At 71.9% G+C, this 23,471-nt stretch carries 21 protein-coding genes; 13 read left to right on the top strand and 8 right to left on the bottom strand.

The window, feature by feature from the left end; translation table 11 throughout:
• Positions 1-63 precede the first annotated feature (63 nt).
• A complete protein-coding gene (locus AC067A_RS25830) occupies positions 64-507 on the bottom strand; it encodes an SRPBCC family protein (RefSeq protein WP_479244862.1) in 444 nt (147 codons plus the stop codon).
• Positions 508-653: 146 nt separating this feature from the next.
• Between AC067A_RS25830 and AC067A_RS25835 the strand changes: the two genes are divergently transcribed.
• From AC067A_RS25835 to AC067A_RS25850, 4 genes are all read left to right on the top strand, one after another.
• Entirely contained in the window at positions 654-1,694 is a 1,041-nt protein-coding gene (locus tag AC067A_RS25835; RefSeq protein ID WP_479244863.1) for an Rv2578c family radical SAM protein, read from the top strand.
• Between the two features lie 138 nt (positions 1,695-1,832).
• A complete protein-coding gene (locus AC067A_RS25840) occupies positions 1,833-3,518 on the top strand; it encodes an alpha/beta hydrolase (RefSeq protein WP_479244864.1) in 1,686 nt (561 codons plus the stop codon).
• Positions 3,519-3,597: 79 nt separating this feature from the next.
• Positions 3,598-4,050, top strand: a complete 453-nt coding sequence (locus tag AC067A_RS25845) for a RidA family protein (protein WP_479244865.1) — start codon at positions 3,598-3,600, stop codon at positions 4,048-4,050.
• 134 nt (positions 4,051-4,184) lie between these two features.
• Complete coding sequence (locus AC067A_RS25850; protein ID WP_479244866.1) at positions 4,185-5,441, top strand: MFS transporter; 1,257 nt, start codon at positions 4,185-4,187, stop codon at positions 5,439-5,441.
• Here AC067A_RS25850 and AC067A_RS25855 read toward each other — a convergent pair.
• Positions 5,412-6,014, bottom strand: a complete 603-nt coding sequence (locus AC067A_RS25855; RefSeq protein ID WP_479244867.1) for a HEAT repeat domain-containing protein — start codon at positions 6,012-6,014, stop codon at positions 5,412-5,414. The genes AC067A_RS25850 and AC067A_RS25855 overlap by 30 nt on opposite strands.
• 340 nt (positions 6,015-6,354) lie before the next feature.
• Here AC067A_RS25855 and AC067A_RS25860 point away from each other — a divergent pair, with 340 nt between their 5' ends.
• The 9 genes from AC067A_RS25860 (at position 6,355) to pssA (ending at position 17,247) form a co-directional block, all read left to right on the top strand.
• Positions 6,355-8,136: a 3-hydroxyacyl-CoA dehydrogenase family protein gene (locus AC067A_RS25860; RefSeq protein ID WP_479244868.1), complete on the top strand. Its 1,782-nt coding sequence runs from the start codon at positions 6,355-6,357 to the stop codon at positions 8,134-8,136.
• A 115-nt stretch (positions 8,137-8,251) separates the two neighbouring features.
• Positions 8,252-9,070 carry a TetR family transcriptional regulator gene (locus AC067A_RS25865; RefSeq protein WP_479244869.1) on the top strand — a complete coding sequence of 273 codons (819 nt, stop codon included), beginning with the start codon at positions 8,252-8,254 and terminating at the stop codon, positions 9,068-9,070.
• Positions 9,071-9,472: 402 nt separating this feature from the next.
• The gene (ccrA, locus tag AC067A_RS25870) at positions 9,473-10,810 is read left to right on the top strand and encodes a crotonyl-CoA carboxylase/reductase (protein WP_479244870.1); all 1,338 of its coding nucleotides are present in this window, start codon (positions 9,473-9,475) and stop codon (positions 10,808-10,810) included.
• A gap of 14 nt (positions 10,811-10,824) precedes the next feature.
• Positions 10,825-12,861, top strand: a complete 2,037-nt coding sequence (locus AC067A_RS25875; protein ID WP_479244871.1) for a protein meaA — start codon at positions 10,825-10,827, stop codon at positions 12,859-12,861.
• Positions 12,858-13,823: an HpcH/HpaI aldolase/citrate lyase family protein gene (locus tag AC067A_RS25880; protein WP_015037486.1), complete on the top strand. Its 966-nt coding sequence runs from the start codon at positions 12,858-12,860 to the stop codon at positions 13,821-13,823. Before AC067A_RS25875 ends, AC067A_RS25880 begins: the two co-directional genes overlap by 4 nt.
• 5 nt (positions 13,824-13,828) lie before the next feature.
• Complete coding sequence (locus AC067A_RS25885) at positions 13,829-14,353, top strand: MaoC family dehydratase (protein ID WP_030320137.1); 525 nt, start codon at positions 13,829-13,831, stop codon at positions 14,351-14,353.
• 2 nt (positions 14,354-14,355) lie between these two features.
• Positions 14,356-15,561 carry an acyl-CoA dehydrogenase family protein gene (locus AC067A_RS25890; protein ID WP_015037484.1) on the top strand — a complete coding sequence of 402 codons (1,206 nt, stop codon included), beginning with the start codon at positions 14,356-14,358 and terminating at the stop codon, positions 15,559-15,561.
• Positions 15,562-15,731: 170 nt separating this feature from the next.
• Complete coding sequence (locus AC067A_RS25895) at positions 15,732-16,388, top strand: phosphatidylserine decarboxylase (protein ID WP_479244872.1); 657 nt, start codon at positions 15,732-15,734, stop codon at positions 16,386-16,388.
• A complete protein-coding gene (pssA, locus tag AC067A_RS25900) occupies positions 16,381-17,247 on the top strand; it encodes a CDP-diacylglycerol--serine O-phosphatidyltransferase (protein ID WP_479244940.1) in 867 nt (288 codons plus the stop codon). The genes AC067A_RS25895 and pssA overlap by 8 nt, the downstream gene beginning before the upstream one ends.
• 83 nt (positions 17,248-17,330) lie before the next feature.
• Here pssA and AC067A_RS25905 read toward each other — a convergent pair whose 3' ends face one another.
• The 6 genes from AC067A_RS25905 to AC067A_RS25930 all read right to left on the bottom strand — a co-directional run bounded on the left by AC067A_RS25905 (position 17,331) and on the right by AC067A_RS25930 (position 23,443).
• Positions 17,331-18,332, bottom strand: a complete 1,002-nt coding sequence (locus tag AC067A_RS25905; protein ID WP_479244873.1) for a GNAT family N-acetyltransferase — start codon at positions 18,330-18,332, stop codon at positions 17,331-17,333.
• A 154-nt stretch (positions 18,333-18,486) separates the two neighbouring features.
• Entirely contained in the window at positions 18,487-19,752 is a 1,266-nt protein-coding gene (locus AC067A_RS25910; RefSeq protein WP_479244874.1) for an ABC transporter substrate-binding protein, read from the bottom strand.
• Positions 19,749-20,843: a branched-chain amino acid ABC transporter permease gene (locus AC067A_RS25915; RefSeq protein WP_479244875.1), complete on the bottom strand. Its 1,095-nt coding sequence runs from the start codon at positions 20,841-20,843 to the stop codon at positions 19,749-19,751. Before AC067A_RS25915 ends, AC067A_RS25910 begins: the two co-directional genes overlap by 4 nt.
• Positions 20,836-21,726 carry a branched-chain amino acid ABC transporter permease gene (locus AC067A_RS25920; RefSeq protein WP_479244876.1) on the bottom strand — a complete coding sequence of 297 codons (891 nt, stop codon included), beginning with the start codon at positions 21,724-21,726 and terminating at the stop codon, positions 20,836-20,838. Before AC067A_RS25920 ends, AC067A_RS25915 begins: the two co-directional genes overlap by 8 nt.
• Positions 21,723-22,628: an ABC transporter ATP-binding protein gene (locus tag AC067A_RS25925; RefSeq protein ID WP_479244877.1), complete on the bottom strand. Its 906-nt coding sequence runs from the start codon at positions 22,626-22,628 to the stop codon at positions 21,723-21,725. The genes AC067A_RS25920 and AC067A_RS25925 overlap by 4 nt, the downstream gene beginning before the upstream one ends.
• Positions 22,625-23,443: an ABC transporter ATP-binding protein gene (locus AC067A_RS25930; RefSeq protein ID WP_479244878.1), complete on the bottom strand. Its 819-nt coding sequence runs from the start codon at positions 23,441-23,443 to the stop codon at positions 22,625-22,627. Before AC067A_RS25930 ends, AC067A_RS25925 begins: the two co-directional genes overlap by 4 nt.
• Positions 23,444-23,471 lie beyond the last annotated feature (28 nt).

Genomic DNA, 23,471 nt, shown 5'->3' on the forward strand with positions numbered 1-23,471 from the left:
GTGCGCGGGGGCTCCGGTACGGGGGCGCGGGCGATCCACTCGAATCGGTGAACGCCCAGGGCGTTACTTCTCGACCTCTTCCGCCAGCTTGGCGAGGACGGCGTCGTAGATCCGGCCGAGGCCCTTGGGCGCGAAGGTCTTCTCGAAGAAGCCGCCGATGCCGCCGGCGCCGTTCCAGACGGTGGTGACGACGGCGCGGGACTTGCCCTCGCCGGCGGGGGTCACGGTCCAGGTGGTGACCATGGACGAGTTGCGGTCCTTCTCGACGAGCTGCCCGTCGGTGGGCTCGGTGACCTCCAGGAGGCAGTCGCGGACGCGCTTGCTGGTGGCCTGGAGCTTCCAGTGGACGAGGGTGCCCTCGCCGTCGCCGCCCTCGCGGACCTCGTACTCGCTGAAGTGCTCGGGGAGCACCTTCGCGCGCGTACCGCTGTAGTCGGCCAGCGCGTCGAACACCGTCTCCGCGTCCGCGGCGATGATCCGTTCCGTGGTGGCCTCGACCTGCGCCATTGACTTCCTCCAGCTTGTGGTTCCTCGGGGGTGTGGGCCAAGCGAACCACGTGGGGTCCGGCGGGCGAAATCCGGGTTGCGACGATCAAGGGAACAGGTGTTCTATTCTGGGCGCACGGTCGAGAACGTCAACCGAGGAGGCGTCCATGCGCTGGGACCATCTGGGCGACACCCCGGGCGGCGCGACGGCACCCGCCGACATCGCCCTGTTCGGCACGGACGCGGTCACCACCCGCACCTTCGACACCCCCGAGTTCCGCGGCATCACCTTCCACGAGGTGCGGGCCCGCTCGATCCTCAGCCAGGTGCCGGGCGCCTCCCGGATGCCGTTCGAGTGGACGGTCAACCCGTACCGGGGCTGCGCGCACGCGTGCGTGTACTGCTTCGCCCGCAAGACCCACAGCTACCTCGACCTGGACACCGGACTCGGCTTCGACTCCCAGATCGTCGTCAAGGTCAACGCCCCGGAGCTGCTCACCCGCCAGCTCGCCTCCGCCCGCTGGCAGGGCGCGCACATCGCCATGGGCACCAACGTGGACTGCTACCAGCGCGCCGAGGGCCGCTACCGCCTCATGCCGGGCATCCTCACCGCCCTGCGGGACCGGGCCAACCCGTTCTCGATCCTCACCAAGGGCACCCTGATCCTGCGCGACCTGGAGCTCCTCACCCAGGCCGCCCGGGTCACCGAGGTCGGCATCTCCGTCTCCGTGGGCTTCACCGACCGGGAGCTGTGGCGGACCGTCGAACCAGGCACCCCCTCGCCGCAGCGCCGCCTCGACGTCGTCCGCGCCCTCGGCCGGCACGGCATCGACTGCGGCGTCCTGATGGCCCCCGTGGTGCCGTTCCTCGGCGACCGGCCCGAGCAGCTGCGCGAGACGGTCCGCGCGATCGCCGAGGCCGGGGCGAGCTCGGTCACCCCGCTCGTCCTGCACCTGCGGCCCGGCGCCCGCGAGTGGTTCATGCGGTGGCTGCGCGAGCACCACCCCGGCCTGGTGGGGCGATACGAGCGGATGTACGCGTCCGGGGCCTACGCGCCGACCTGGTACCAGCGCCGGATCACCCGTCAGGTGCACGAGCTGGCGGCCGAGTTCGGCATCGGACCCGCGCACCGGGGCGCGACGCGGCGGATTCCCGTACCCGAGGGACCGGCGGAGGCGGCCGCCCCGGAGCAGCTCACCTTCCTCTGAACCGGCCCCGCCGAACGGCCCGCCCGCCCGGTCCGATCATCGGACCGGTCACCTGACACGCCGTCGGATCCTCCTCTGTTCGGGTCAACTCTGGCCGAAACAGGTCCTGCCGAGGCCCGCACGGGACACAAAGGCCCCATGACCCCACGCGCAGGAATGCTGATCGCCGCTGGAGCGCTGGTCGCCGGGACGGTCACCGTCCTGCCCGCCGCTCCCGCGGGCGCCGGAGAACCGGCCCCCCGTCCGCTGCCGCCGCTCGCCTGGGCCGGCTGCGCCACCAAGGCGTACCCGAAGCTCCAGTGCGCCACCCTGAAGGTGCCGCTCAACCACGACGACCCGGCCGGGCGGAGCATCACGCTCGCCCTGACCCGGGTCCCGCACACCGCGAAGACCTTCCAGGGCCCGCTGCTCGTCAACCCGGGCGGGCCCGGCGGCAGCGGGCGGGCGATGGCCGGGTTCGTGGCGGCCTCGCTGCCCCCGAAGGTCGCCGCCGAGTACGACGTGATCGGCTTCGACCCGCGCGGGGTCGGCAAGAGCGAGCCCGCGCTCGACTGCAAGCCCGGCCACTTCGCGCCGGTCCGCGCCGACTCGGTGCCGACCGGGGCCGACGCCGAGCGGGCGGCGGTCGACCGGGCCCAGTCCTTCGCCGAGGCCTGCGGCGCGAAGTACGCCGACGTCCTGCCGTACATCGACACGGTGAGCGCCGCGCGGGACCTCGACTCCCTCCGCGCCGCGCTCGGGGCCCCGCAGATCAACTACCTCGGCTACTCGTACGGCACCTACCTGGGCGCGGTGTACGCACGGCTCCACCCGGACCGGGTGCGCCGCATGGCGCTGGACTCCGTCGTCAACCCGCACGGCGTCTGGTACGAGGACAACATCTCGCAGGACTACGCCTTCGACACCCGCCACAAGGACTTCATGGCGTGGGTGGCCCGCCAGGACGCCGTCTACAAGCTGGGCACCGACCCGGCGGCGGTCGAGGCCGCCTGGTACCGGATGCGCGACGCGCTGCGTGCCGCCCCGGCCGGCGGAAAGGTCGGGCCGGGCGAACTGGAGGACACCTTCCTGCCCGGCGGGTACTACAACGGCTACTGGCCCCGCCTGGCGACCGCGTTCTCGGCGTACGTCAACGACGCCGACCCGGCGCCGCTGACGGAGGCGTACGAGCGGTACGGGGAGGCCGACGCGGCCGCCGACAACGGCTACTCGGTCTACACGAGCGTGCAGTGCCGGGACGCGGCCTGGCCCCGCGACTGGAACGTCTGGCGCAAGGACAGCTGGGACGTGCACGCCAAGGCGCCGTTCTCGACCTGGAACAACGCCTGGTACAACGCGCCGTGCGCGTTCTGGCCGGTCGAGCCGCTGACCCCGCCGGACGTGACCAACGACCAGCTGCCGCCGGTCCTCATCCTCCAGGCCACCGACGACGCCGCGACCCCGTACGAGGGCGGGGTCGCCCTGCACCGGCTCGTCCGCGGCTCCAGCCTGGTCGTCGAACAGGGCGGCGGGAACCACGGAGTGACCCTCGGCGGCAACGACTGCCTCGACGACCACCTGGCCGCCTACCTCGCCACCGGCAAGGTGCCCCGCGCCGAGGGCGACGCCGAGGTGGACGCGGTCTGCGAGGCGCTCCCGGAGCCGGAGCCCGCGTGGGTGGCCGCGGCCGGGAAGAAGGCGCCGGACCGGAAGACCCAGGGCAGGAAGGCCGCGGAGCAGGCGGCCGGGGAGCAGGCCCCGCAGGAACGCGACAGGCGGGCCGGCATCCCGTTCGCGGAGCCGGTCGGCGTCGCCCTGCACGGGCTCCTCGGCCAGGTGCGCTGACCCCGCCGCACCGTCCGGCAGTGCCCGCGCCCCACGGGGGTGGCGGGCACTGTCGGTGCCGTGGGCGAGGATGTGCGACATGACGAGCCACCTCACCCACGTCCCCGCCCCCGACGGCCTCGCGCCCAGCCCCCAGTACAGCCACGTCGTCTGGGGCACGGGCCGGTTCGTCGCGATATCCGGGCAGTGCGCCCTGGACGCCTCCGGGGCGGTCGTCGGGGAGGGCGACCCGGCGGCCCAGGCCCACCAGGTGTTCGCGAACCTGGAGCGATGCCTCGCCGCCGCCGGCGCCGGCTTCGGGGACGTGGTGAAGCTGACCTACTTCGTCACGGACGTCGCCCACCTCCCGGCGGTCCGGGACGCCCGGGACGCCCACTTCGCGGGCGCGCCGCTGCCGGCCAGCTCGGCGGTGCAGGTCTCGGCGCTCGTCCGTCCGGAACTGCTCGTGGAGATCGAGGCGTTCGCGCTCGTGCCGGAGCGTGCCGGGACGGCACCCGGAGACACCGGGTCGGAGCCCCGCTTGATACGTTGACACGCGTGTTCCTCTTCCGTGCGTAGGAGTCTCCCGACCGGCGTCCGTGCCCCCGGCACCGGCGCGGTCCTCCGCGACCCCGCACACCCAGGCGCCGCAGGCACGTCCCGGCGCCCTTTCTGAGGAACTCCGTCGTGTCCGTGACCTCCCCTGCCCGTTCCCGCGCGCCCGGCTACGCCGTGTTGCTGCGGACCCCGCACGCCCCCCGTGCCGTCGGGGCGGCCCTCGTGGGCCGGCTCTCCAACGGCATCGCCCCGCTGTCCCTGGTCCTCTCCGTCAAGGGCGGCACCGGCTCGTACGCCGCGGCCGGCACGGTCATGGCCGTGTTCGGCCTCGCCGGTGTCCTGCTGTCGCCCGCGCGGGCCGGTCTCGTCGACCGGTTCGGCCCCCGCCGGGCGCTGCCGCCCCTGGCCGTCGGGCACGCCCTGCTGCTCACCGCGCTGGCGGTCGCGACGGCCGGTCGCGTGACCTCGACGGCCGGGCTCGCGGCCCTGGCCGCCGCCGCGGGCGCGCTGGTCCCGCCGCTCGGACCGGTGACACGGGCGCTGTGGAGCGCGATGCTGCCCGACCGCGAGCTGCTGCGGCGCGCGTACAGCCTGGACACGGTGGCGGAGGAACTCCTCTTCGTCACGGGCCCGTTGCTGGTGGGACTGCTCGTGCGGTACGCGGCGGCGCCGGCCGGGCTCGTGGTGAGCGCCGCGCTGGTCCTGGCGGGCACGCTCGGGCTGGTCACCTCGCCGGTCGTGCGGGGCGTGACGAAGGAACGGGAGCGCGAGGCTCCGCAGACGGGGGCCGGTCCGGCGGGGGCGCCCGGTGGCGGACCGGCCCGGGCGGCGGCGGTCGCGGCGGCGATGGGCATGTGCCTGGGCGCCCTGGACCTGCTCGTGATCGCGTTCGCGGACGCCCACGGGTCGCCGGGGGCGGTGCCCTGGGCGCTGGCCGCGCTGTCGGCGGGCAGCGCGGTGGGCGGCCTGGTCCACGGCGCCGTGTCCTGGCGGCTGCCCACCGCCGTGCGCCTGTCCCTGCTCACGCTGGGCCTCGGCGGTGTGCTGGCGGTGGCGGGGCTCTCCCCGCACCCGTACGCGCTGGTCGGCTGGGTGGCGCTCGGCGGTCTGTTCCTGGCGCCGGCGCTCACCAGCGCGTACCTGCTGGCGGACGAGTCCGCCGGCCCCGGACGCCGGACCCGGGCCGGCGCCTGGGTCAACACCGCGTTCAACGCGGGCAGTACGGCGGCGACGGCGGGCGCGGGGCTGCTGGTGGGACGGCTGCCGCTGTCCCTGTGCTTCGCGCTGGCCGCGTTCCCCGCGGTCCTCGCGGCGGCCGGCGTCCTGGCCCGGGCGCTCCCGCGTCCGGGTCTCCGGTCAGCCGGCGGGGCCGAGCAGGTGCAGTGACCGTGCGGCGGCCACGCCGAGCCGGGGGTGCGGGAGGGCGGCCTCCAGCGCGGGGCGGGCCGCGGGGTCGCCGAGGGCGCCGAGCCCCTCGACGCAGGCGAGTCCGACCCGCCAGTGGGGGTCGTCGGCGGGAAGTCGCCTTTCGAGGACGGCGATCAGGGCCGGGACGGACTCGGGGGCGCGGAGCGCGGCGAGCAGCCGTACCGGCAGGAGGGCGTAGGCGGCCCGGAGTTCGTTGGTGGCGAGCGTGGCGGCGGCCCGGGCGGTGCGCGGGTCGCCGAGCCGGGTCAGGGCGTGGGCGGCGGTGACGCAGCGCTCGGGGTCACGGTGGTTGAGGAGGAGGACGAGGGCCTCGAAGGCGCGCGGGTCGCCGGCGACCCCGAGGGCGTACGCGGCGATCTCACGGGCCCAGAGGGGCTGCCCTGGTGCCGTGAGGACGCGGTGCAGTTCCTCGGGGTCGGCGGTGGCCGCGAGGCGACGGAATGCCTCGGGGACCTCTCCGGTCTCATTCTCGATCTCGTCGCGCAATCGATCGATCATCGAGCAGAATTCCGGATCCTCGGCGTATTCCATGAAACGGAGCCTATCCGCGATCCAGATCACATTTTCCTCAACTTCCCGGGACTGGCGCGCTCGTTACCGGCCGGTTAGTCTCAGGTGAGCGGGCCACCACCCGCACCTCCCACAACGGCCTGGTGACGCAGCCGTTGTGTCGTACGTCGGTTCGGCAGTTTCGATGTGACTCCGGGACAGAGTCCGTCGACCCCTTTCCCAGGGCATCGCCCTCATTACCGGGCATCGCCCTCCTCTCGGGCAGCGCCCTCTTTCCGTGGCATCGCCCTCGCTCTTTTCCCGCGCCCTTTCGCGCGCGCAACTGCCCTCAGTCGTCACTCTTCCTCCCTGGAGTCCCCTGATGGACACCCCTCTCTCCACCATCGCCGTCGTCGGTCTCGGCACCATGGGCGCGGGTATCGCAGACGTCCTCGCCCGGGCCGGCCGTGAGGTCATCGGCATCGACATCGACGACACCGCCGCCGCCCGGGCCGTCTCCGCCCTGGAGGCGTCCACCGCCCGAGCGGTGGCCCGCGGGCGGATCACCGAGGAGGAGCGGCAGGACGTGCTGGCCCGCTTCCGTACCTTCTCCGACCTCCAGGCGGCCGCCGAGGCCGACCTCGTGATCGAGGTCGTGCCGGAGTCGTACGAGGCCAAGCAGGAGGTCTTCCGCGCCCTCGACGCGATCGTCCGCCCCGATGCCATCCTGGCCACCGGCACCAACGCGCTCTCCGTGACCCGGCTCGCCGCCGACTCGGCCCACCCCGAGCGGGTCCTCGGCCTGCACTTCTTCGCCCCGGTCCAGGCCATGAAGCTCGTCGAGGTGGTCTCCTCCGTCCTGACCGACCCGAGGGCCGTCGACGCCGTCACCCGGCTCGCCCAGGACCTCGGCAAGGAGCCGGTGGCGGTCGGCGACCGGGCCGGCTTCATCGCGGACGGCCTGCTCTTCGGCTACCTGAACCAGGCCGCCGCCATGTACGAGGCGAAGTACGCCTCCCGCGAGGACATCGACGCCGCCATGAAGCTGGGCTGCGGCCTGCCCATGGGGCCGCTGGCGCTGCTCGACCTGATCGGCGTCGACACGGCCCGGACGGTCCTCGAGGCCATGTACGCCTCCTCGCACGACCGCCTGCACGCCCCCGCCCCGATCCTCAAGCAGCTCAGCGAGGCCGGGCTGACCGGCCGCAAGGCGGGCCGCGGCTTCTACACGTACGAGGCGCCGGGCTCCGCGCAGGTGGTGGACGACGCGCTCACCCCCTCGGCCTCCGCCGAGGCGGGCACGGGCCGCGAGGTCCGCTCGGTCGGCGTCGCCGGCTCGGGCACGATGGCGTCCGGCATCGCCGAGGTCTTCGCCAAGGCCGGTTACCGGGTCGTCCTCGCCGCCCGCTCCCAGGAGAAGGCGGACACCGCCAAGGCCCGGATCGCGAAGTCCCTGGCCCGCTCCGTCGACAAGGGCCGGATGACGGGCGAGGCCCGCGACACCACGCTGGCGCTGATCACGGCGGCGGGCTCGCTCGACGCCTTCGCCGAGGTCGACCTGGCCGTCGAGGCGGTCGCCGAGGACCTGGAGATCAAGCAGGAGCTGTTCGCGCGGCTCGACAAGATCTGCAAGCCGGGCGCGGTGCTCGCCACCACGACCTCCTCGCTGCCCGTCGTGGCCTGCGCCCGCGCCACCACGCGCCCGCAGGACGTCATCGGGATGCACTTCTTCAACCCGGCTCCGGCGATGAAGCTGGTCGAGATCGTCCGTACGGTTCTGACCGCCGACGACGTCCACGCCACCGTCCGCGAGGTCACCACGAAGATCCGCAAGCACCCGGTGGACTGCGGCGACCGCGCCGGCTTCATCGTGAACGCGCTGCTCTTCCCGTACCTGAACAACGCGATCAAGATGGTCCAGGAGCACTACGCGACCCTGGACGACATCGACGCCGCGATGAAGCTGGGCGGCGGCTACCCGATGGGCCCGTTCGAGCTGCTCGACGTGGTCGGTCTGGACGTCTCGCTCGCGATCGAGCAGGTGCTGCACCGCGAGTTCCGCGACCCGGGCCTGGCCCCGGCGCCGCTCCTGGAGCACCTCGTGGCGGCGGGCTGCCTGGGCCGCAAGACGGGTCGCGGCTTCCGCGAATATGCCCGACGCTGAGCCCCGTACGGCCGGCTGGGGCGGTCTGCTGAGTTCCCCGGGCGCCGTCGGTGCCCCGGGGGGCTCCCCGCCCCCACCTGGGCACACTCCCGCTCCGATGCAGTACGTTCGGACCATGCCCAAGGCCGCGAAGACACCCCGTGCCACGTCCCCGTCCGACGCTCCGGAGAGCGCGGCGGGCACTCGTGCCGCCGCCCAGCGGCTCAAGATGCGCCGGGAGCTCGCCACGGCGGCGATGGAGCTCTTCGCCACCAAGGGGTACGAGGCCACCACGGTCGACGAGATCGCGGCCACGGCCGGGGTCGCGCGGCGGACCTTCTTCCGCCACTTCCGCTCCAAGGAAGAGGCGATCTTCCCTGATCACGACGACACCCTGGTGCGGGCGGAGGCGGTCCTGAACGCCGCCCCGCCGCACGAGCACCCGCTCGACACGGTGTGCCGGGGCATCAAGGAGGTCATGAAGATGTACGCGGGGTCGCCCTCGGTGTCGGTGGAGCGCTACCGGCTCACCCGTGAGGTGCCGACGCTGCGGGAGCGCGAGATCGCCTCGGTGGCCCGCTACGAGCGGCTGTTCACCCGCTATCTGCTCGGGCACTTCGACGAGCGCGACCACCACGACGGCAACGACGACCCGCTGCTCGCCGAGGTCGCCGCCTCGGCGGTCGTCACCGCCCACAACCACGTGCTGCGGCGCTGGCTGCGGGCGGGCGGCCAGGGCGACGTGGAGGCGCAGCTCGACCACGCCTTCGCCATCGTGCGGGAGACCTTCGGCTCGGGCATAGGCGCGGGCCGTCCGGCCCCGTCCCCGCAGCCCGAGCCGGCGCCGCCCGCGCGGGTCTCCACCACCGGCGACGTGGTCATCGCGGTGGCCCGCACGGACGCACCGCTCGACGAGGTCATGCGCACCATCCAGCAGGCCCTCAAAGAGGCCTGAGCACCTTCCACGCACGAGGGCCGCCCCCGGTTTCCGGGGGCGGCCCTCGTGCGTTCGCCCAGCTCACGGGCGGTTTCGATCGATCATCGCTCATCCGTGACGGGCGGATTGCATCTGAGTGAAATTGTTGGCACCGAGTGCCTTGCCAGGTGACACGGCGTGCCATACGTTGATGTTGTCCGGGCGGCCGGCGCGCAGAGATCACACCTCGTGCGCCGGCTGTCCCCACCAGCCACGGCCGGTGCGCCCGGACGCCTGCGTCACAGGCACCCCGCGCTCCACCACACAGCGCCGCCACCGCACCACCGAGCCGAACCGACGGCACACCTCCACAGCAGCAGCACTCCCCGTCGTAATCCTCAGGCGTCCCTCCCTCAGGACGCTCACCGCCGGAGGCAACCCGTGAAGGAAATCCTGGCCGCGATCCAGTCGCAGGACGCCACGTCCGCCGACTTCGCGAACATCCCGCTCCCCGACTCCTACCGGGCGATCACCGTCCACAAGGACGAGGCGGAGATGTTCGCCGGCGTCGCCAGCCGCGACAAGGACCCGCGCAAGTCGCTCCACCTCGACGACGTCGCGCTTCCCGAGCTCGGCCCGGGCGAAGCCCTGGTCGCCGTCATGGCGAGCTCGGTGAACTACAACTCGGTCTGGACGTCGATCTTCGAGCCGGTCTCGACCTTCGGCTTCCTGGAGCGCTACGGCCGGCTCTCCGAGCTCACCAAGCGCCACGACCTGCCGTACCACATCATCGGCTCCGACCTCGCGGGCGTCGTCCTGCGCACCGGCCCGGGCGTCAACGCCTGGCAGCCCGGCGACGAGGTCGTCGCGCACTGCCTGTCGGTCGAGCTGGAGTCCTCCGACGGCCACAACGACACGATGCTCGACCCCGAGCAGCGGATCTGGGGCTTCGAGACCAACTTCGGCGGCCTGGCGGAGATCGCCCTCGTCAAGTCCAACCAGCTCATGCCGAAGCCGGACCACCTGAGCTGGGAGGAGGCCGCCTCCCCCGGCCTCGTCAACTCCACCGCCTACCGCCAGCTGGTCTCCCGCAACGGCGCCGGCATGAAGCAGGGCGACAACGTCCTCATCTGGGGCGCCAGCGGCGGCCTCGGCTCGTACGCCACCCAGTTCGCCCTCGCCGGCGGCGCCAACCCGATCTGTGTCGTCTCCTCCCCGGAGAAGGCCGACATCTGCCGGTCCATGGGCGCCGACGCGGTCATCGACCGCAACGCCGAGGGCTACAAGTTCTGGAAGGACGAGAACACCCAGGACCCGCGGGAGTGGAAGCGCTTCGGCTCCAAGATCCGCGAGCTGACCGGCGGCGAGGACATCGACATCGTCTTCGAGCACCCGGGCCGCGAGACCTTCGGCGCCTCGGTGTACGTCACCCGCAAGGGCGGCACCATCACCACCTGCGCCTCGACCTCGGGCTACATGCACCAGTACGACAACCGCTACCTGTGGATGTCGCTCAAGAGGATCGTCGGCTCGCACTTCGCGAACTACCGCGAGGCGTGGGAGGCCAACCGCCTGATCGCGAAGGGCAAGATCCACCCGACGCTCTCCAGGGTCTACTCCCTGGAGGACACCGGTCAGGCGGCCTACGACGTCCACCGCAACCTCCACCAGGGCAAGGTCGGCGTGCTCGCCCTCGCCCCGCAGGAGGGCCTGGGCGTGCGCAACCCCGAGATGCGTGCCCAGCACATCGACGCCATCAACCGTTTCCGCAACATCTGAGCCCGGGACCATAGATGACTGAGCGCCAGAAGGACCGGCCGTGGCTCATGCGGACCTACGCCGGTCACTCCACCGCCGAGGCGTCCAACGAGCTGTACCGGCGCAACCTCGCCAAGGGTCAGACCGGCCTCTCGGTCGCCTTCGACCTGCCGACGCAGACCGGATACGACCCCGACCACGTCCTCGCCCGCGGCGAGGTCGGCCGGGTCGGGGTCCCCGTCTCGCACCTCGGTGACATGCGCAGGCTGTTCCAGGACATCCCCCTGGAGCAGATGAACACCTCGATGACCATCAACGCCACGGCGATGTGGCTGCTGGCGCTCTACCAGGTGGCCGCCGAGGAGCAGGGTGCGGACATCACCAAGCTCCAGGGCACCACCCAGAACGACATCGTCAAGGAGTACCTGTCGCGCGGGACGCACGTCTTCCCGCCCGGCCCGTCGCTCCGGCTGACGACGGACATGATCTGCTACACGGTCAACAACATCCCGAAGTGGAACCCGATCAACATCTGCAGTTACCACCTGCAGGAGGCGGGGGCCACGCCGGTCCAGGAGATCGCCTACGCGATGTCCACGGCGATCGCCGTGCTCGACTCGGTCCGCGACTCGGGCCAGATCCCCCAGGACCGGTTCGGCGATGTCGTGGCCCGCATCTCCTTCTTCGTGAACGCGGGCGTCCGCTTCATCGAGGAGATGTGCAAGATGCGCGCCTTCGGCCGCATCTGGGACAAGATCACCCGCGAGCGGTACGGGATCGAGGACGCGAAGCAGCGCCGGTTCCGCTACGGCGTGCAGGTCAACTCGCTCGGCCTGACCGAGGCCCAGCCGGAGAACAACGTCCAGCGGATCGTCCTGGAGATGCTGGCCGTCACCCTCTCCAAGGACGCCCGCGCCCGCGCCGTCCAGCTCCCGGCCTGGAACGAGGCCCTGGGCCTGCCCCGGCCCTGGGACCAGCAGTGGTCGCTCCGCATCCAGCAGGTGCTCGCCCACGAGTCCGACCTGCTGGAGTACGAGGACATCTTCGCCGGCTCCCACGTCATCGAGGCCAAGGTCGACTCGCTCGTCGAGGAGTGCCTGGCCGAGATCGAGCGGATCCAGGAGATGGGCGGCGCGATGGCGGCCGTCGAGTCCGGCTACCTCAAGTCGCAGCTGGTCTCCTCGCACGCCGAGCGGCGCGCCCGGATCGAGGCCGGGGACGAGAAGATCGTCGGTGTGAACATCTTCCGGTCGACCGAGGAGAACCCCCTCACCGCCGACCTGGACACCGCGATCATGACCGTCGACCCGGCCGTCGAGGCCCGGGTGGTCGGCTCGCTGAAGTCGTGGCGGGACAACCGCTACCAGCCCCCGTTCAACCACCCGCGCCCCTGCAAGGCCCTCGAACGCCTCAAGGAGGCCGCCCGCGGCACCGGGAACCTCATGGAGGCCACCCTGGAGTGCGCCCGCGCCGGCGTCACGACCGGCGAGTGGACCGGGGCCCTGCGCGAGGTCTTCGGCGAGTTCCGGGCGCCCACCGGCGTCTCCTCCGCCCCGGTCGCGGTGACCGCCGAGGCGGGCACGCCGCTGGCGGTCGTACGGGACAAGGTGGCGCGGACCGCCGAGGAGCTGAACTCCGGGCGACTGCGGCTGCTCGTCGGGAAGCCCGGCCTCGACGGCCACTCCAACGGGGCCGAGCAGATCGCCGTACGCGCGCGCGACGCCGGTTTCGAGGTGGTCTACCAGGGCATCCGGCTGACCCCGGAGCAGATCGTCGACGCGGCGCTCGCCGAGGACGTGCACTGCGTGGGTCTGTCGATCCTCTCCGGCTCCCACTCCGAGCTCGTGCCCGACGTCCTCGACCGCCTCCGCGAGGCCGGAGCCACCGACATCCCGGTCATCGTCGGCGGGATCATCCCCAACGCCGACGCCGCAGAACTGAAGCGCGCGGGTGTCGCCGCCGTCTTCACACCGAAGGACTTCGGTATCACGGAGATCATCGGCCGTATCGTCGACGAGATCCGCACAGCTCACAAGCTCAGCCCCCTCGAAAGTACGGAGGTCCTCGCATGACCAGCCCCGTGAACCGGCTCCGCCCCCGCCGCTCCTGCCTGGCGGTCCCCGGCTCCAACCCGCGCTTCCTGGAGAAGGCCCAGGGCCTCGCGGCCGACCAGGTCTTCCTCGACCTGGAGGACGCGTGCGCCCCGCTGGCCAAGCCCGAGGCCCGGCACACCATCGTGAAGTTCCTGAACGAGGGCGACTGGACCGGCAAGACCCGCGTGGTCCGCGTCAACGACTGGACGACCCACTGGACGTACCGCGACGTCGTCACCGTCGTCGAGGGCGCCGGCCAGAACCTCGACTGCATCATGCTGCCGAAGGTCCAGGACGCCCAGCAGATCGTCGCCCTCGACCTCCTGCTGACGCAGATCGAGAAGACCATGGGCTTCGAGGTCGGCAAGATCGGCATCGAGGCGCAGATCGAGAACGCCCAGGGCCTCACCAACGTCAACGCGATCGCGCAGGCCTCCCAGCGCGTCGAGACGATCATCTTCGGCCCGGCCGACTTCATGGCCTCCATCAACATGAAGTCGCTGGTCGTCGGCGAGCAGCCGCCCGGCTACCCGGCGGACGCGTACCACCACATCCTGATGAGCATCCTGATGGCCGCCCGCGCCAACAACCTCCAGGCGATCGACGGCCCCTACCTGCAGATCCGCAACCAGGAGGGCTACAAGGCCGTGGCGCAGCGCGCCGCCGCCCTGGGCTTCGACGGCAAGTGGGTGCTGCACCCGGACCAGGTCGCCGCCGCGAACGAGATCTTCTCGCCCTCGCAGGAGGACTACGACCACGCCGAGCTCATCCTCGACGCGTACGACTACTACACGTCCGAGGCCGGCGGGAAGAAGGGCTCCGCGATGCTCGGCGACGAGATGATCGACGAGGCCTCCCGCAAGATGGCCCTGGTCATCTCCGGCAAGGGCCGCGCCGCCGGCATGCAGCGCACCAGCAAGTTCGAGATCCCGGAGGCCTGAGTCCGATGCAGTTCGGCCGTACCTACGAAGAGTTCGAAGTCGGTGCCGTCTACAAGCACTGGCCCGGAAAGACGGTCACCGAGTACGACGACCACCTCTTCTGTCTGCTGACGATGAACCACCATCCGCTGCACATGGATGTGAACTACGCCGAGAACACGACGGATTTCGGCAAGAATGTCGTCGTCGGCAACTACATCTACTCGCTGCTGCTCGGCATGTCCGTGCCGGACGTCTCGGGCAAGGCGATCGCCAATCTGGAGATCGAGTCGCTGCGGCACGTGGCGCCGACCTTCCACGGCGACACGATCTACGGCGAGACCACGGTCCTCGACAAGACCCCGTCGAAGTCGAAGAACGACCGCGGCATCGTCTACGTCGAGACCAAGGGCTACAAGCAGGACGGCACCCTCGTGTGCGTCTTCCGCCGCAAGGTGATGGTCCCCACCGAGACGTACATCAAGGAGCGCGGCGGCGAGCAGCCCGGCCGCCCCGAGCTGATCGAGCCCGCCAAGAAGACGGAGAAGTAGCCATGGCCCGACTCGCCCAGACCGCCGGGCTCACGGACGTCCAGCAGGAGATCCTCAAGACCGTCCGGGAGTTCGTCGACAAGGAGATCATCCCGGTCGCCACCGAGCTGGAGCACCGCGACGAGTACCCCCAGCAGATCGTCGACGGGCTCAAGGAGCTCGGCCTCTTCGGTCTGATGATCCCCGAGGAGTACGGGGGTCTGGGTGAGTCGCTCCTCACCTACGCGCTGTGCGTGGAGGAGATCGCGCGCGGCTGGATGTCGGTCTCCGGCATCATCAACACGCACTTCATCGTGGCGTACATGCTGAAGCAGCACGGCACCCAGGAGCAGAAGGACTACTTCCTTCCGCGGATGGCGGCCGGCGAGACGCGTGGCGCGTTCTCGATGTCGGAGCCGGGCCTCGGCTCGGACGTGTCGGCGATCACGTCGAAGGCGGTCAAGGACGGCGACGAGTACGTCCTCAACGGCCAGAAGATGTGGCTGACGAACGGCGGGACGTCAACGCTGGTGGCCGTTCTCGTCCGAAGTGACGAAGGACACCCCGAGGGCACGGCCCCCCACAAGTCGATGACGACCTTCCTCGTGGAGAAGGAGCCCGGCTTCGGAGAGGTCCGCCCCGGCCTCACCATCCCCGGGAAGATCGACAAGATGGGCTACAAGGGCGTCGACACGACCGAGCTCATCATGGACGGACTGCGCATTCCGGCCAATCGGGTGCTCGGCGGGGTCACCGGCCGAGGGTTTTACCAAATGATGGACGGCGTGGAGGTCGGCCGCGTCAACGTGGCGGCCCGTGGCTGCGGCGTCGCTCAGCGTGCTTTCGAACTGGGTGTCTCGTATGCCCAGCAACGTCATACTTTCGGCAAGGCGATCGCCCAGCACCAGGCGATTCAGTTCAAGCTGGCCGAGATGGCTACCAAGGTCGAGGCCGCTCATGCCATGATGGTGAATGCAGCACGCAAAAAGGACTCCGGGGAACGAAACGACCTGGAAGCAGGGATGGCGAAGTACCTCGCCTCCGAGTACTGCAAGGAGGTCGTCGAGGACGCCTTCCGCATCCACGGTGGGTACGGTTTCTCGAAGGAGTACGAGATCGAGCGCCTCTACCGGGAGGCACCGATGCTGCTCATCGGCGAAGGTACCGCCGAGATCCAGAAAATGATCATTGGTCGTCGGCTGCTCGAGGAGTACCGATTCCAGGGTTGATTGTCGCTTTTGAGTCGGTTCGGCCGCGAAGAAGATCACACCCTGTGTTCGTCTTCCGGCCGTCGACTCGGTTCCTGGCTTGCCCAGTTGCGCCCCGCAACCGATAGCATCGCCGGAAAGCCGCCGTCCCCCCGTTGCCAGCGCGGCATCATCCGCTACGAAGGTCATCCATGCCCCACAGCCAAACCTCTGCACACCGCGACAGCCTTGCCGGCGTACGCCTCGCGCGCGGAGCATCGCCGTGGCTCCTCCCGACCGTCGCCACCGCGGCGCTCAGCCTCGTGCGCGCGCGCAAGTCGAAGCGTGCCGCGGCCATCGCCGTGCCGACCACCGCACTCGCGGCCGGCATGCTGTGGTTCTTCCGCGACCCCGAGCGCGAGATCGCTCCGGGCCGGGTCATCTCCCCCGCCGACGGTGTGGTGCAGAGCATCATGCCGTGGAAGGACGGACGCACCCGGGTCGCCATCTTCATGAGCCCGCTGAACGTGCACGTCAACCGCGCGCCGCTGGCCGGCACCGTGACGTCGGTGGAGCACGTCCCCGGCGGGTTCGTCCCGGCGTTCAACAAGGAGAGCGAGAACAACGAGCGCGTTGTCTGGCACTTCGACACCGAACTCGGCGACATCGAGATGGTGCAGATCGCGGGGGCCGTCGCCCGGCGCATCGTGCCGTACATCCCGCAGGGGACGAAGGTCGAGCAGGGCGACCGGATCGGCCTGATCCGCTTCGGTTCGCGGGTCGACATCTACCTCCCGGAGGGTGTCGAGGTCGCTGTCGAGGTGGGGCAGGCCACGACCGCGGGGGTGACTCGCATTGACCGTGATTGATCCCGACACACGGGCCTCCGAGTGGGCCGCCGACGCAGAGGCGGAGGCGGCCGCGGAGGCCGAGGAGATGCCGCTGTCGTTGAGGCTGTCCATAGCTGACGCCCTCACGCTCGGTAACGCCACGTGTGGCTTCATGGCGGTCTACTTCACCACGACCGGCATCCTGATCCCGCACCTCACCGGCAGCACCGAGACCGGCATGGCGCGGAACAGCGCCGCCACCGCGGTGATACTGATGCTGTGCGCGGCGATCTTCGACCTCTTCGACGGCATCGTGGCGCGCAAGCTCCGCAGCTCGCCGATGGGTGCCGAGCTCGACAACCTGTCGGACCTGATCAGCTTCGGTCTGGCCCCGGCGTACTTCGTGCTCGTGTACGGCATGGTCGCGGACGACGCGCAGCAGAAGGTCTCGGCCGTGGCCGCGATCGTGGTGCTGCTCGCGGTGGTGCTGCGACTGGCGAGATTCTCGTGCGTGACGATGAAGGACGGCATGTTCCAGGGCATGCCGAGCCCCTTCGGCGCGCTGACGGTGGTCTCGATCGTGCTGCTCGAGCTGCCGTTCATCCCGACGCTGCTCGCGATCATCGGGGTGGCCTGGCTGATGGTGAGCCGGGTCGAGTACCCGAAGCCGCGGGGCATCCTCGCGGTGGCGATGCTCAGCTGGATCGTCGGTGCGATGGCCATGCTGGCGGCCTGGGCGTTCGACGCCCCGGGCGGGGCGTTCCTGCTCCAGACCGGATGTGCTCTCCAGGTCGTGCTGGGCGCCGTGATCCCCCTCTTCGCGACGGCCCGCCGGGTGAACACCTTCCGCGGCAACCGGCGTGAGAGCCGGGAGGCGCGGGCGGCGCAGCTGCCGTAGCGGAACCGAGCCGTATGGAAGGGCCCCGGAAGGCGATGACGCCTCCCGGGGCCCTTTCGCGTGCCCTCCCCGTTCGCCCTTCTTCAGCCGAGCCGCTTGTAGTACAGCGTGGTGGGGCGGAGGGTGCCGGACGGGTCGGCGGCGAAGTCCGGGATCGTGCCGGCCGCCGTCCAGCCGGCGCCCCGGTAGAGACGCTCGGCGGGGCTGTCGGTCTGGGTGTCCAGGACGAGCAGGGAGAGTCCGGTGGCGGCGGCATGGGCCTCGGCCGTCGCGAGCAGCCGCCGCCCCAGACCCCGGCCGCGGGCGGAGCGGTGCACCAGGAGCCGGGCGATCTCGCCGCGGTGCCGGCCGTTGGCCGTGGCGGTGCGGACGAGGGTGACGACGCCGGAGATCCGCCCGTCGGGGCCGCGGGCCGCCCAGACGTCCCGTACGCCCCCGGCCGCCTCCTCGGCGACGCCGGCCCACCAGGCGGCCGCCTCGGCCGTGTCCAGGGGCGCCCGGAAGCCGACCGAGGCACCGCCGTCCACGGCGTCCACGAGGAGCGCGGCGAGGCCGTCGGCGGCGTGGGCCCGTACGGCGTCGGGGGTCAGCCGCTCGACGGCGTCGAGCGGCTTCTCCAGGCAGAGCAGGTCAGGCCGGTCGTCCCAGGGGTCCACGACGGCGAAGCCGAGGCTCCGGTAGAGCGCGAGGGGCTCGTCCCGCCAGGACCAGACCGTGAGGCGCACCGCGGGCGCGCCGGCCGCGGCGGCCCGTCGCAGGGCCTCGGTCATCAGCGCCTTCGCGAGGCCCTTCCGCCGCGCCTCGGGCGTCACCCAGAGCCGCTTGATCTCGGGGGCCGGGCCCTCGCGGGGGGCCTTGAGGACGACGCAGCCGGCCGGCGCTTCCGCACCGGCCGGCGTGGCCAGCAGGACCGTGTCTGCGGCGAAGGCGCCGGCCGGGTCCTCGGCCTCGACGCGGTACACCGCCGGGAGCTCGGCGACCGATTCCACCGCCGTGCCCTTCTCCGCCTGGTTGACCAGGTGGTACGCGCCGAGCAGCCCGGCGAGTCGGGGATGGCCCCGGTTCTCCTCGATACGTGGGTTCATGGGTCCCGAGCTTCACACCGAGATGTTTCGGGCACGTGAAGATCTTCCGGGCCGGGCCCCGGTCCGCGCGGTGGCGGACCGGGTACGCGCGGTGGCGGACCGGGTACGCGCGGTGGCGGACCGGGTACGCGGGGTGGCGGCCCGGGTTCGCGGATCAGGGCGTGTAGGTCTTGGCCGCCTCCGAGACGAAGGGCTGCCGGACCGTGCGCATGCCGCCGGGGACGGACTTGTCGGGCTGGAGGATGACGGACTCGCGGGAGGACGGTGCCTCGGGGTCGCCGAGGTCGTGGGTCATGCCGAAGCCGGCGTCGTGGGCGTTCATCGTGAGGAGGGCCTTGTCGACGCCCTCGCGGGTGAGGTCCTTGTTCACGCAGGCCTTCTTCAGCGCCTCGCCGAAGACGCTCGCCGCGGTCCAGCCGGCGACGATGCCGTTGTCGAGTCCGTCGCCCGGGTAGGCGGCCCGGTAGTCGGCGACCAGCTTCTTGGCGGTGGGGGTGTCGGCGCCGATGGGCAGGCTCGGGGAGGCGAACCAGTACATCTTCTCCAGGGCGGGGCCGGCCTGGGTGCCGAGCAGCTGCGGGGCGAAGGCCGAGTTGTTGCCGACGACCGGGACCCGCAGGCCGGTGGCGGCGGCGACGCCGACGAGGGACGCGGCCTGGCGGGGGCCCGCGCTGATGACGACGGCCTTGACCCCGGCCTGCTTGAGGGCCGCCACCTGCGCGGACATGTCGTTGTCGGTGGGCTTGATCTTCTGCTCGACGACGACCAGGCCCGCCTTGCCGGCCGCGTACTTCGAGCCCGCCAGCGCGTTCTCGCCGTAGTCGCCCTCGAAGTAGACGTGGCCGAGCTTGTCGCCCGTCTTCAGGCCCTTCTCCGTGACGAGGAAGTCGACGGCGTTGATCGTCTCGACGTCGTACGTGGCGCCGAGGACGCGGATGTACGGGGAGCCGAGCAGCGAGGCGGACCACGCCTGCGGCAGGACGAGGCCCTTGTCCTGGCCGTCGACCCGGGACTTGACCGCGGCGACGAACGGGGAGCCGATGAACTGGGTGTAGCCGACGACCTTCGGCTCCAGTTCGGTGTAGGCGGCGAGCGCCTTCTGCGGGTCGTAGCCGTGGTCGCGGACCGTCAGCTCCAGCTGCCGGCCGCAGATCCCGCCGGCGGCGTTGACCTGCTTCACGTACAGCTGCTGGGCCTGGGTGACGCTCTTGCCGAGCGTGGCGTACACACCGGTCATGTCGGTGAGCGCGCCGAGGGCGATCGTCTTGTCCGTGACGCCCTCGCCGGTCTTCACCCCGCCCGCGCCGGTCTCCTTGCCGTCGCCGGTCTTCGCCTTGGAGCTGCAGCCGGCGGCGGTGAGCGCGACCAGTGCGGCAAGGGCTGCGGCCAGGCCCCGCACGGCCTGTCGTCGGTGGTTCATCGTGCTTCTCCTGAGGGTCGGTCTGACGTCGGGGTCTTGCGTGTCCGGGCGGCGAGGCGGACCAGGCCGCCGGGCAGGAAGAGCACCACCGCGACGACGGCGGCGCCGTAGAGGTAGCGCGCGGCCTCCCCCGGTGCGATCCCGCCCGTCCCGGGGGCGGAGACCAGGGGCAGCGCGTCGCTGTAGCGGGTGAGGAGTTGCGGCAGGAGGGAGACGAAGACGCCTCCGGCCACCGCGCCCGCGACCGAGCCGAGACCGCCGATGACGATCATGGCCAGGTACTCGAGGGAGAGCGCCATGCCGAAGTACTCGGGCACGGTGCGCTGGAAGACCAGGGCGAGCAGGACGCCCGCGAGGCCCGCGTACATGGACGACAGGACGAAGACGGCCGCGCGGTAGCGGGCCACCGGGATGCCCATCACGCCGGCGGCGATCCGGTGGTCCCGGATGGCGTTCATGGCGCGCCCGGGGCGGCCCCTGAGGACCCCGCGGGCGAAGAGGACCCCGCCGGCGAGCAGCACGAGCCCCAGGTACCAGAGCTTCTCGACGGCGCCGAACGGCACCTGGGCGACGATCAGTTCGGTGTCGTCGAAGGTGAGGCCGAAGAGGGAGAGCGGCGGGACCGCGCGGCCGTTGTAGCCGCCGGTGACGTCGTGGGCGTTGAACAGCACGTGCTGGCCGATGAAGATCAGCGCCAGGGTGGCGATGCCCAGATACGCGCCCCGCAGCCGTCCCGCGATGGGGCTGAACACCCCGCCGGCCAGGCCCGCGAGGGCGACCGCGAGGACGGCGGCGAGCCATCCGGGCAGCCCGAGGCCGGCCAGGCCGTCGGAGCCGTCCCCGGCGAAGGCGCAGTAGCCGTAGGCGCCGACGGCGAGGAAGAAGGCGTGTCCCATGGAGAGCTGTCCGGTGGCGCCGGTCAGCAGGTTGATGCCGACGGCCCCCAGGGCGGCGGCCATCGCGAACAGTCCGGCCTGGAGCCAGAAGCGGTCCAGGTAGAACGGGAGCGCGGCGAGGAGCAGGCCCGCGGCTGACCAGCCGTACACCAGGGCGCGGCCCCGGACGACGGGGCGGGCGAGGGTCTCAGACACGGGCGAGCTCCTTCGTGCCGAAGAGTCCGGCGGGGCGGATCAGCAGCACCGCGACCATCACGAGGTAGGGGGCGACGTCGCCGATCCCCCGGCCCAGGAAGGTCAGATCGCCCTGGTAGCCGGTGGCGAGCGACTCGGTGATCCCGACGAGCAGGCCGCCGACGAGGGCGCCGGTGGTGGAGTCGAGACCGCCGAGGATGGCGGCGGGGAAGGCCTTCAGCGCGGCGAGCGAGGTGGTCCGCTCCAGGCCGGGGGTCGGGAAGACCGTGAGGAACAGCGCGGCGACGGCGGCGAGACCGCCGGCGACCGCCCAGGCGCCCAGCGACACCCGGCCCAGCCGGATGCCCATCAGGGCGGCGGTCTCCTGGTTCTCGGCCGCGGCCCGCATCGCCACGCCCCAGGAGGTGTACCGGAAGGCGAGCAGGAACGCGGTGATGAGCAGGGCTGCGGCGAGGAGCGCCGCGATCCGGGTCTCGGCGATCGTGACCGGGCCGACGGTGACGACGGCGTCCCCCCACGGGTCGCCGAGGGCGAGGATGTCGGTGCCGATCCGCCGGGTCAGCTCGGTGGCGAGGAGGATGTCCACGCCGATCGTGACGATCGCGAGGACGCTGTGGTCGCCGCCCCGGTGACGGCGCATCACGAGGAACTCGACGGCCGCGCCGACCACCGCCGCGCCCGCGACGCCGGCGAGCAGCGCGGGCCAGAAGCCGATCGTGTCGTGGAGCACGGCGGTGACGTAGCCGCCGGCGAGCAGGAGGGAGGCGTGGGCGAAGTTGACGACCTCGGTGGCGCGGAAGATCACCACGAAGCCGAGGGCGATGAGGGCGTAGATCGAGCCCAGTGAGACGCCGTTGATCAGGAATTCGGCGAAGGTGCTCACGCGGCGGTCTCCTCTCCGAGGTAGGCGCGGACGACCGCCGGGTCGTTCTGGACGTCGGCGGGGGCCCCGTCGGCGATCCGGCGGCCGAAGTCGAGGACGGTGACGGAGTCGGCGAGCCGCATCACCAGGCCCATGTCGTGTTCGACGAGGAGCACCGAGATGCCGAGGCTGTCGCGGACTCCCGCGATGACCGAGGCGGTACGGCGCCGCTCGTCGGCGGTCATGCCGGCGACCGGCTCGTCGAGCAGCAGCAGCTTCGGCTCCATGCACAGGGCACGGGCCAGTTCCGCGAGCTTCTGCTGCCCGTACGGCAGGGAGCCGGCGGGTCGCGCGAGTTGGCCTTCGAGGCCCACGAAGGCGGCGATCTCCCGGACCCTCGCCCGGTGCCGTGCCTCCTCCCTGGCCGCCGACGGCAGCCGCAGTCCGGCCGCCAGGAAGCCGGTACGGGTGAGCCGGTGGCGGCCCAGCATCAGGCTGTCCTCGACGGTGGCGCGCGGCGGCAGCGCCAGGTTCTGGAAGATCCGGCCCACCCCGAGGTCCGCGATCCGGTGCGGCGGCAGGGCGGTCAGCTCGTGCGCGCCGAACCGGACGGAGCCCTCGGTGGCGCGGTACACCCCGGAGAGCACGTTGAAGCAGGTGGACTTGCCCGCCCCGTTGGGTCCGATGAGGGCGTGGACGGTCCCGGGCCTGACGGTGAAGCCCACCCCGTCGAGGGCGGTGAGACCGGCGAACCGGACGGTGACGTCGCGGACTTCGAGGGCCGGAACGCCGGGCCCGGCCGCGGGCGGCGCGGCGGCGCCGGACCCGGGGTCGCCGGGGACGGCGGGCGAGGGGCCGGCGGCCGTCGGCGTGGCGGCGCCGTCGGCGCCCGGCTCTTCGCCGGGCGGCGGGGTGCGCGTCATCGGGTCTCCTCCCAGCGGGACAGGACCGGGTGGGCGGCCCGTGCGTCGGCGGCGTCGGCGGCGGCCGTCTCGTCGACGACGCCGAGGTAGCGGCGGCGCACCTCGTCGGAGGCGGCGAGTTCGGCGGCGGGGCCCGAGAGCGTGACCTCGCCGACCTCCAGGACGTACGCGAGGGAGGCGAGCCGCAGCGCGAGCGCCGCGTTCTGCTCGACGAGGAGGACCGCCGTGCCCTGGGCGTTGATCTCGCGGACGGCGTCGGCGATGCGGGCCGCCATCAGCGGCGCGAGGCCGAGCGACGGTTCGTCCAGGAGGAGGAGCCCGGGCCGGGCCATGAGGGCGCGGCCGACGGCGAGCATCTGCTGTTCGCCGCCCGAGAGCAGCCCGGCCCGCTGGTGGGCGCGGTCGGCCAGGACGGGGAAGAGCTCGTGGACGCGCCGGAGCGCGGCCGTCTTCGCCGCCCGGCCGCCGCGCCCGCCGAGGGCGCCCGCGCGCAGGTTGTCCTCGACCGTCATCCGGGCGAAGACCTGGCGGCCCTCGGGGACCTGCGAGACTCCGGCCGCGACGACGCGGTCGGGCGGCAGTCCGTCGAGCGGCCGGCCGTCGCGGCTCACCGTGCCCGAGACCACGGCGCCGCCGTGGAAGCGGAGGGTGCGCGAGACCGCCCGCAGCAGGGTGGACTTGCCGGCCCCGTTGCCTCCCAGGACCGTGACGACCGTGCCGGCCGGCACGGTCAGCGACACCCGCCGCAGCGCGTGCACGGGGCCGTATCCCGCCGTCAGGTCCGTCACCTGGAGAGCGGGTGCGGTACCTCCCATGGTTCCCCTTTCCCCGGCCGCACTTGCC

The organism is Streptomyces sp. NPDC043176 (genome assembly GCF_056436715.1).

What these genes read in the sequence shown, in the direction of transcription:
- AC067A_RS25875 (WP_479244871.1), top strand. Translation starts at nt 10,825, where the DNA reads ATGACTGAGCGCCAGAAGGACCGGCCGTGGCTCATGCGGACCTACGCC.
- AC067A_RS25905 (WP_479244873.1), bottom strand. Translation starts at nt 18,332, where the DNA reads ATGAACCCACGTATCGAGGAGAACCGGGGCCATCCCCGACTCGCCGGG.
- AC067A_RS25925 (WP_479244877.1), bottom strand. Translation starts at nt 22,628, where the DNA reads ATGACGCGCACCCCGCCGCCCGGCGAAGAGCCGGGCGCCGACGGCGCC.
- AC067A_RS25895 (WP_479244872.1), top strand. Translation starts at nt 15,732, where the DNA reads ATGCCCCACAGCCAAACCTCTGCACACCGCGACAGCCTTGCCGGCGTA.
- AC067A_RS25930 (WP_479244878.1), bottom strand. Translation starts at nt 23,443, where the DNA reads ATGGGAGGTACCGCACCCGCTCTCCAGGTGACGGACCTGACGGCGGGA.
- AC067A_RS25890 (WP_015037484.1), top strand. Translation starts at nt 14,356, where the DNA reads ATGGCCCGACTCGCCCAGACCGCCGGGCTCACGGACGTCCAGCAGGAG.
- AC067A_RS25840 (WP_479244864.1), top strand. Translation starts at nt 1,833, where the DNA reads ATGACCCCACGCGCAGGAATGCTGATCGCCGCTGGAGCGCTGGTCGCC.
- AC067A_RS25885 (WP_030320137.1), top strand. Translation starts at nt 13,829, where the DNA reads ATGCAGTTCGGCCGTACCTACGAAGAGTTCGAAGTCGGTGCCGTCTAC.
- AC067A_RS25910 (WP_479244874.1), bottom strand. Translation starts at nt 19,752, where the DNA reads ATGAACCACCGACGACAGGCCGTGCGGGGCCTGGCCGCAGCCCTTGCC.
- AC067A_RS25855 (WP_479244867.1), bottom strand. Translation starts at nt 6,014, where the DNA reads ATGGAATACGCCGAGGATCCGGAATTCTGCTCGATGATCGATCGATTG.
- AC067A_RS25860 (WP_479244868.1), top strand. Translation starts at nt 6,355, where the DNA reads ATGGACACCCCTCTCTCCACCATCGCCGTCGTCGGTCTCGGCACCATG.
- AC067A_RS25865 (WP_479244869.1), top strand. Translation starts at nt 8,252, where the DNA reads ATGCCCAAGGCCGCGAAGACACCCCGTGCCACGTCCCCGTCCGACGCT.
- AC067A_RS25835 (WP_479244863.1), top strand. Translation starts at nt 654, where the DNA reads ATGCGCTGGGACCATCTGGGCGACACCCCGGGCGGCGCGACGGCACCC.
- AC067A_RS25845 (WP_479244865.1), top strand. Translation starts at nt 3,598, where the DNA reads ATGACGAGCCACCTCACCCACGTCCCCGCCCCCGACGGCCTCGCGCCC.
- AC067A_RS25830 (WP_479244862.1), bottom strand. Translation starts at nt 507, where the DNA reads ATGGCGCAGGTCGAGGCCACCACGGAACGGATCATCGCCGCGGACGCG.
- AC067A_RS25880 (WP_015037486.1), top strand. Translation starts at nt 12,858, where the DNA reads ATGACCAGCCCCGTGAACCGGCTCCGCCCCCGCCGCTCCTGCCTGGCG.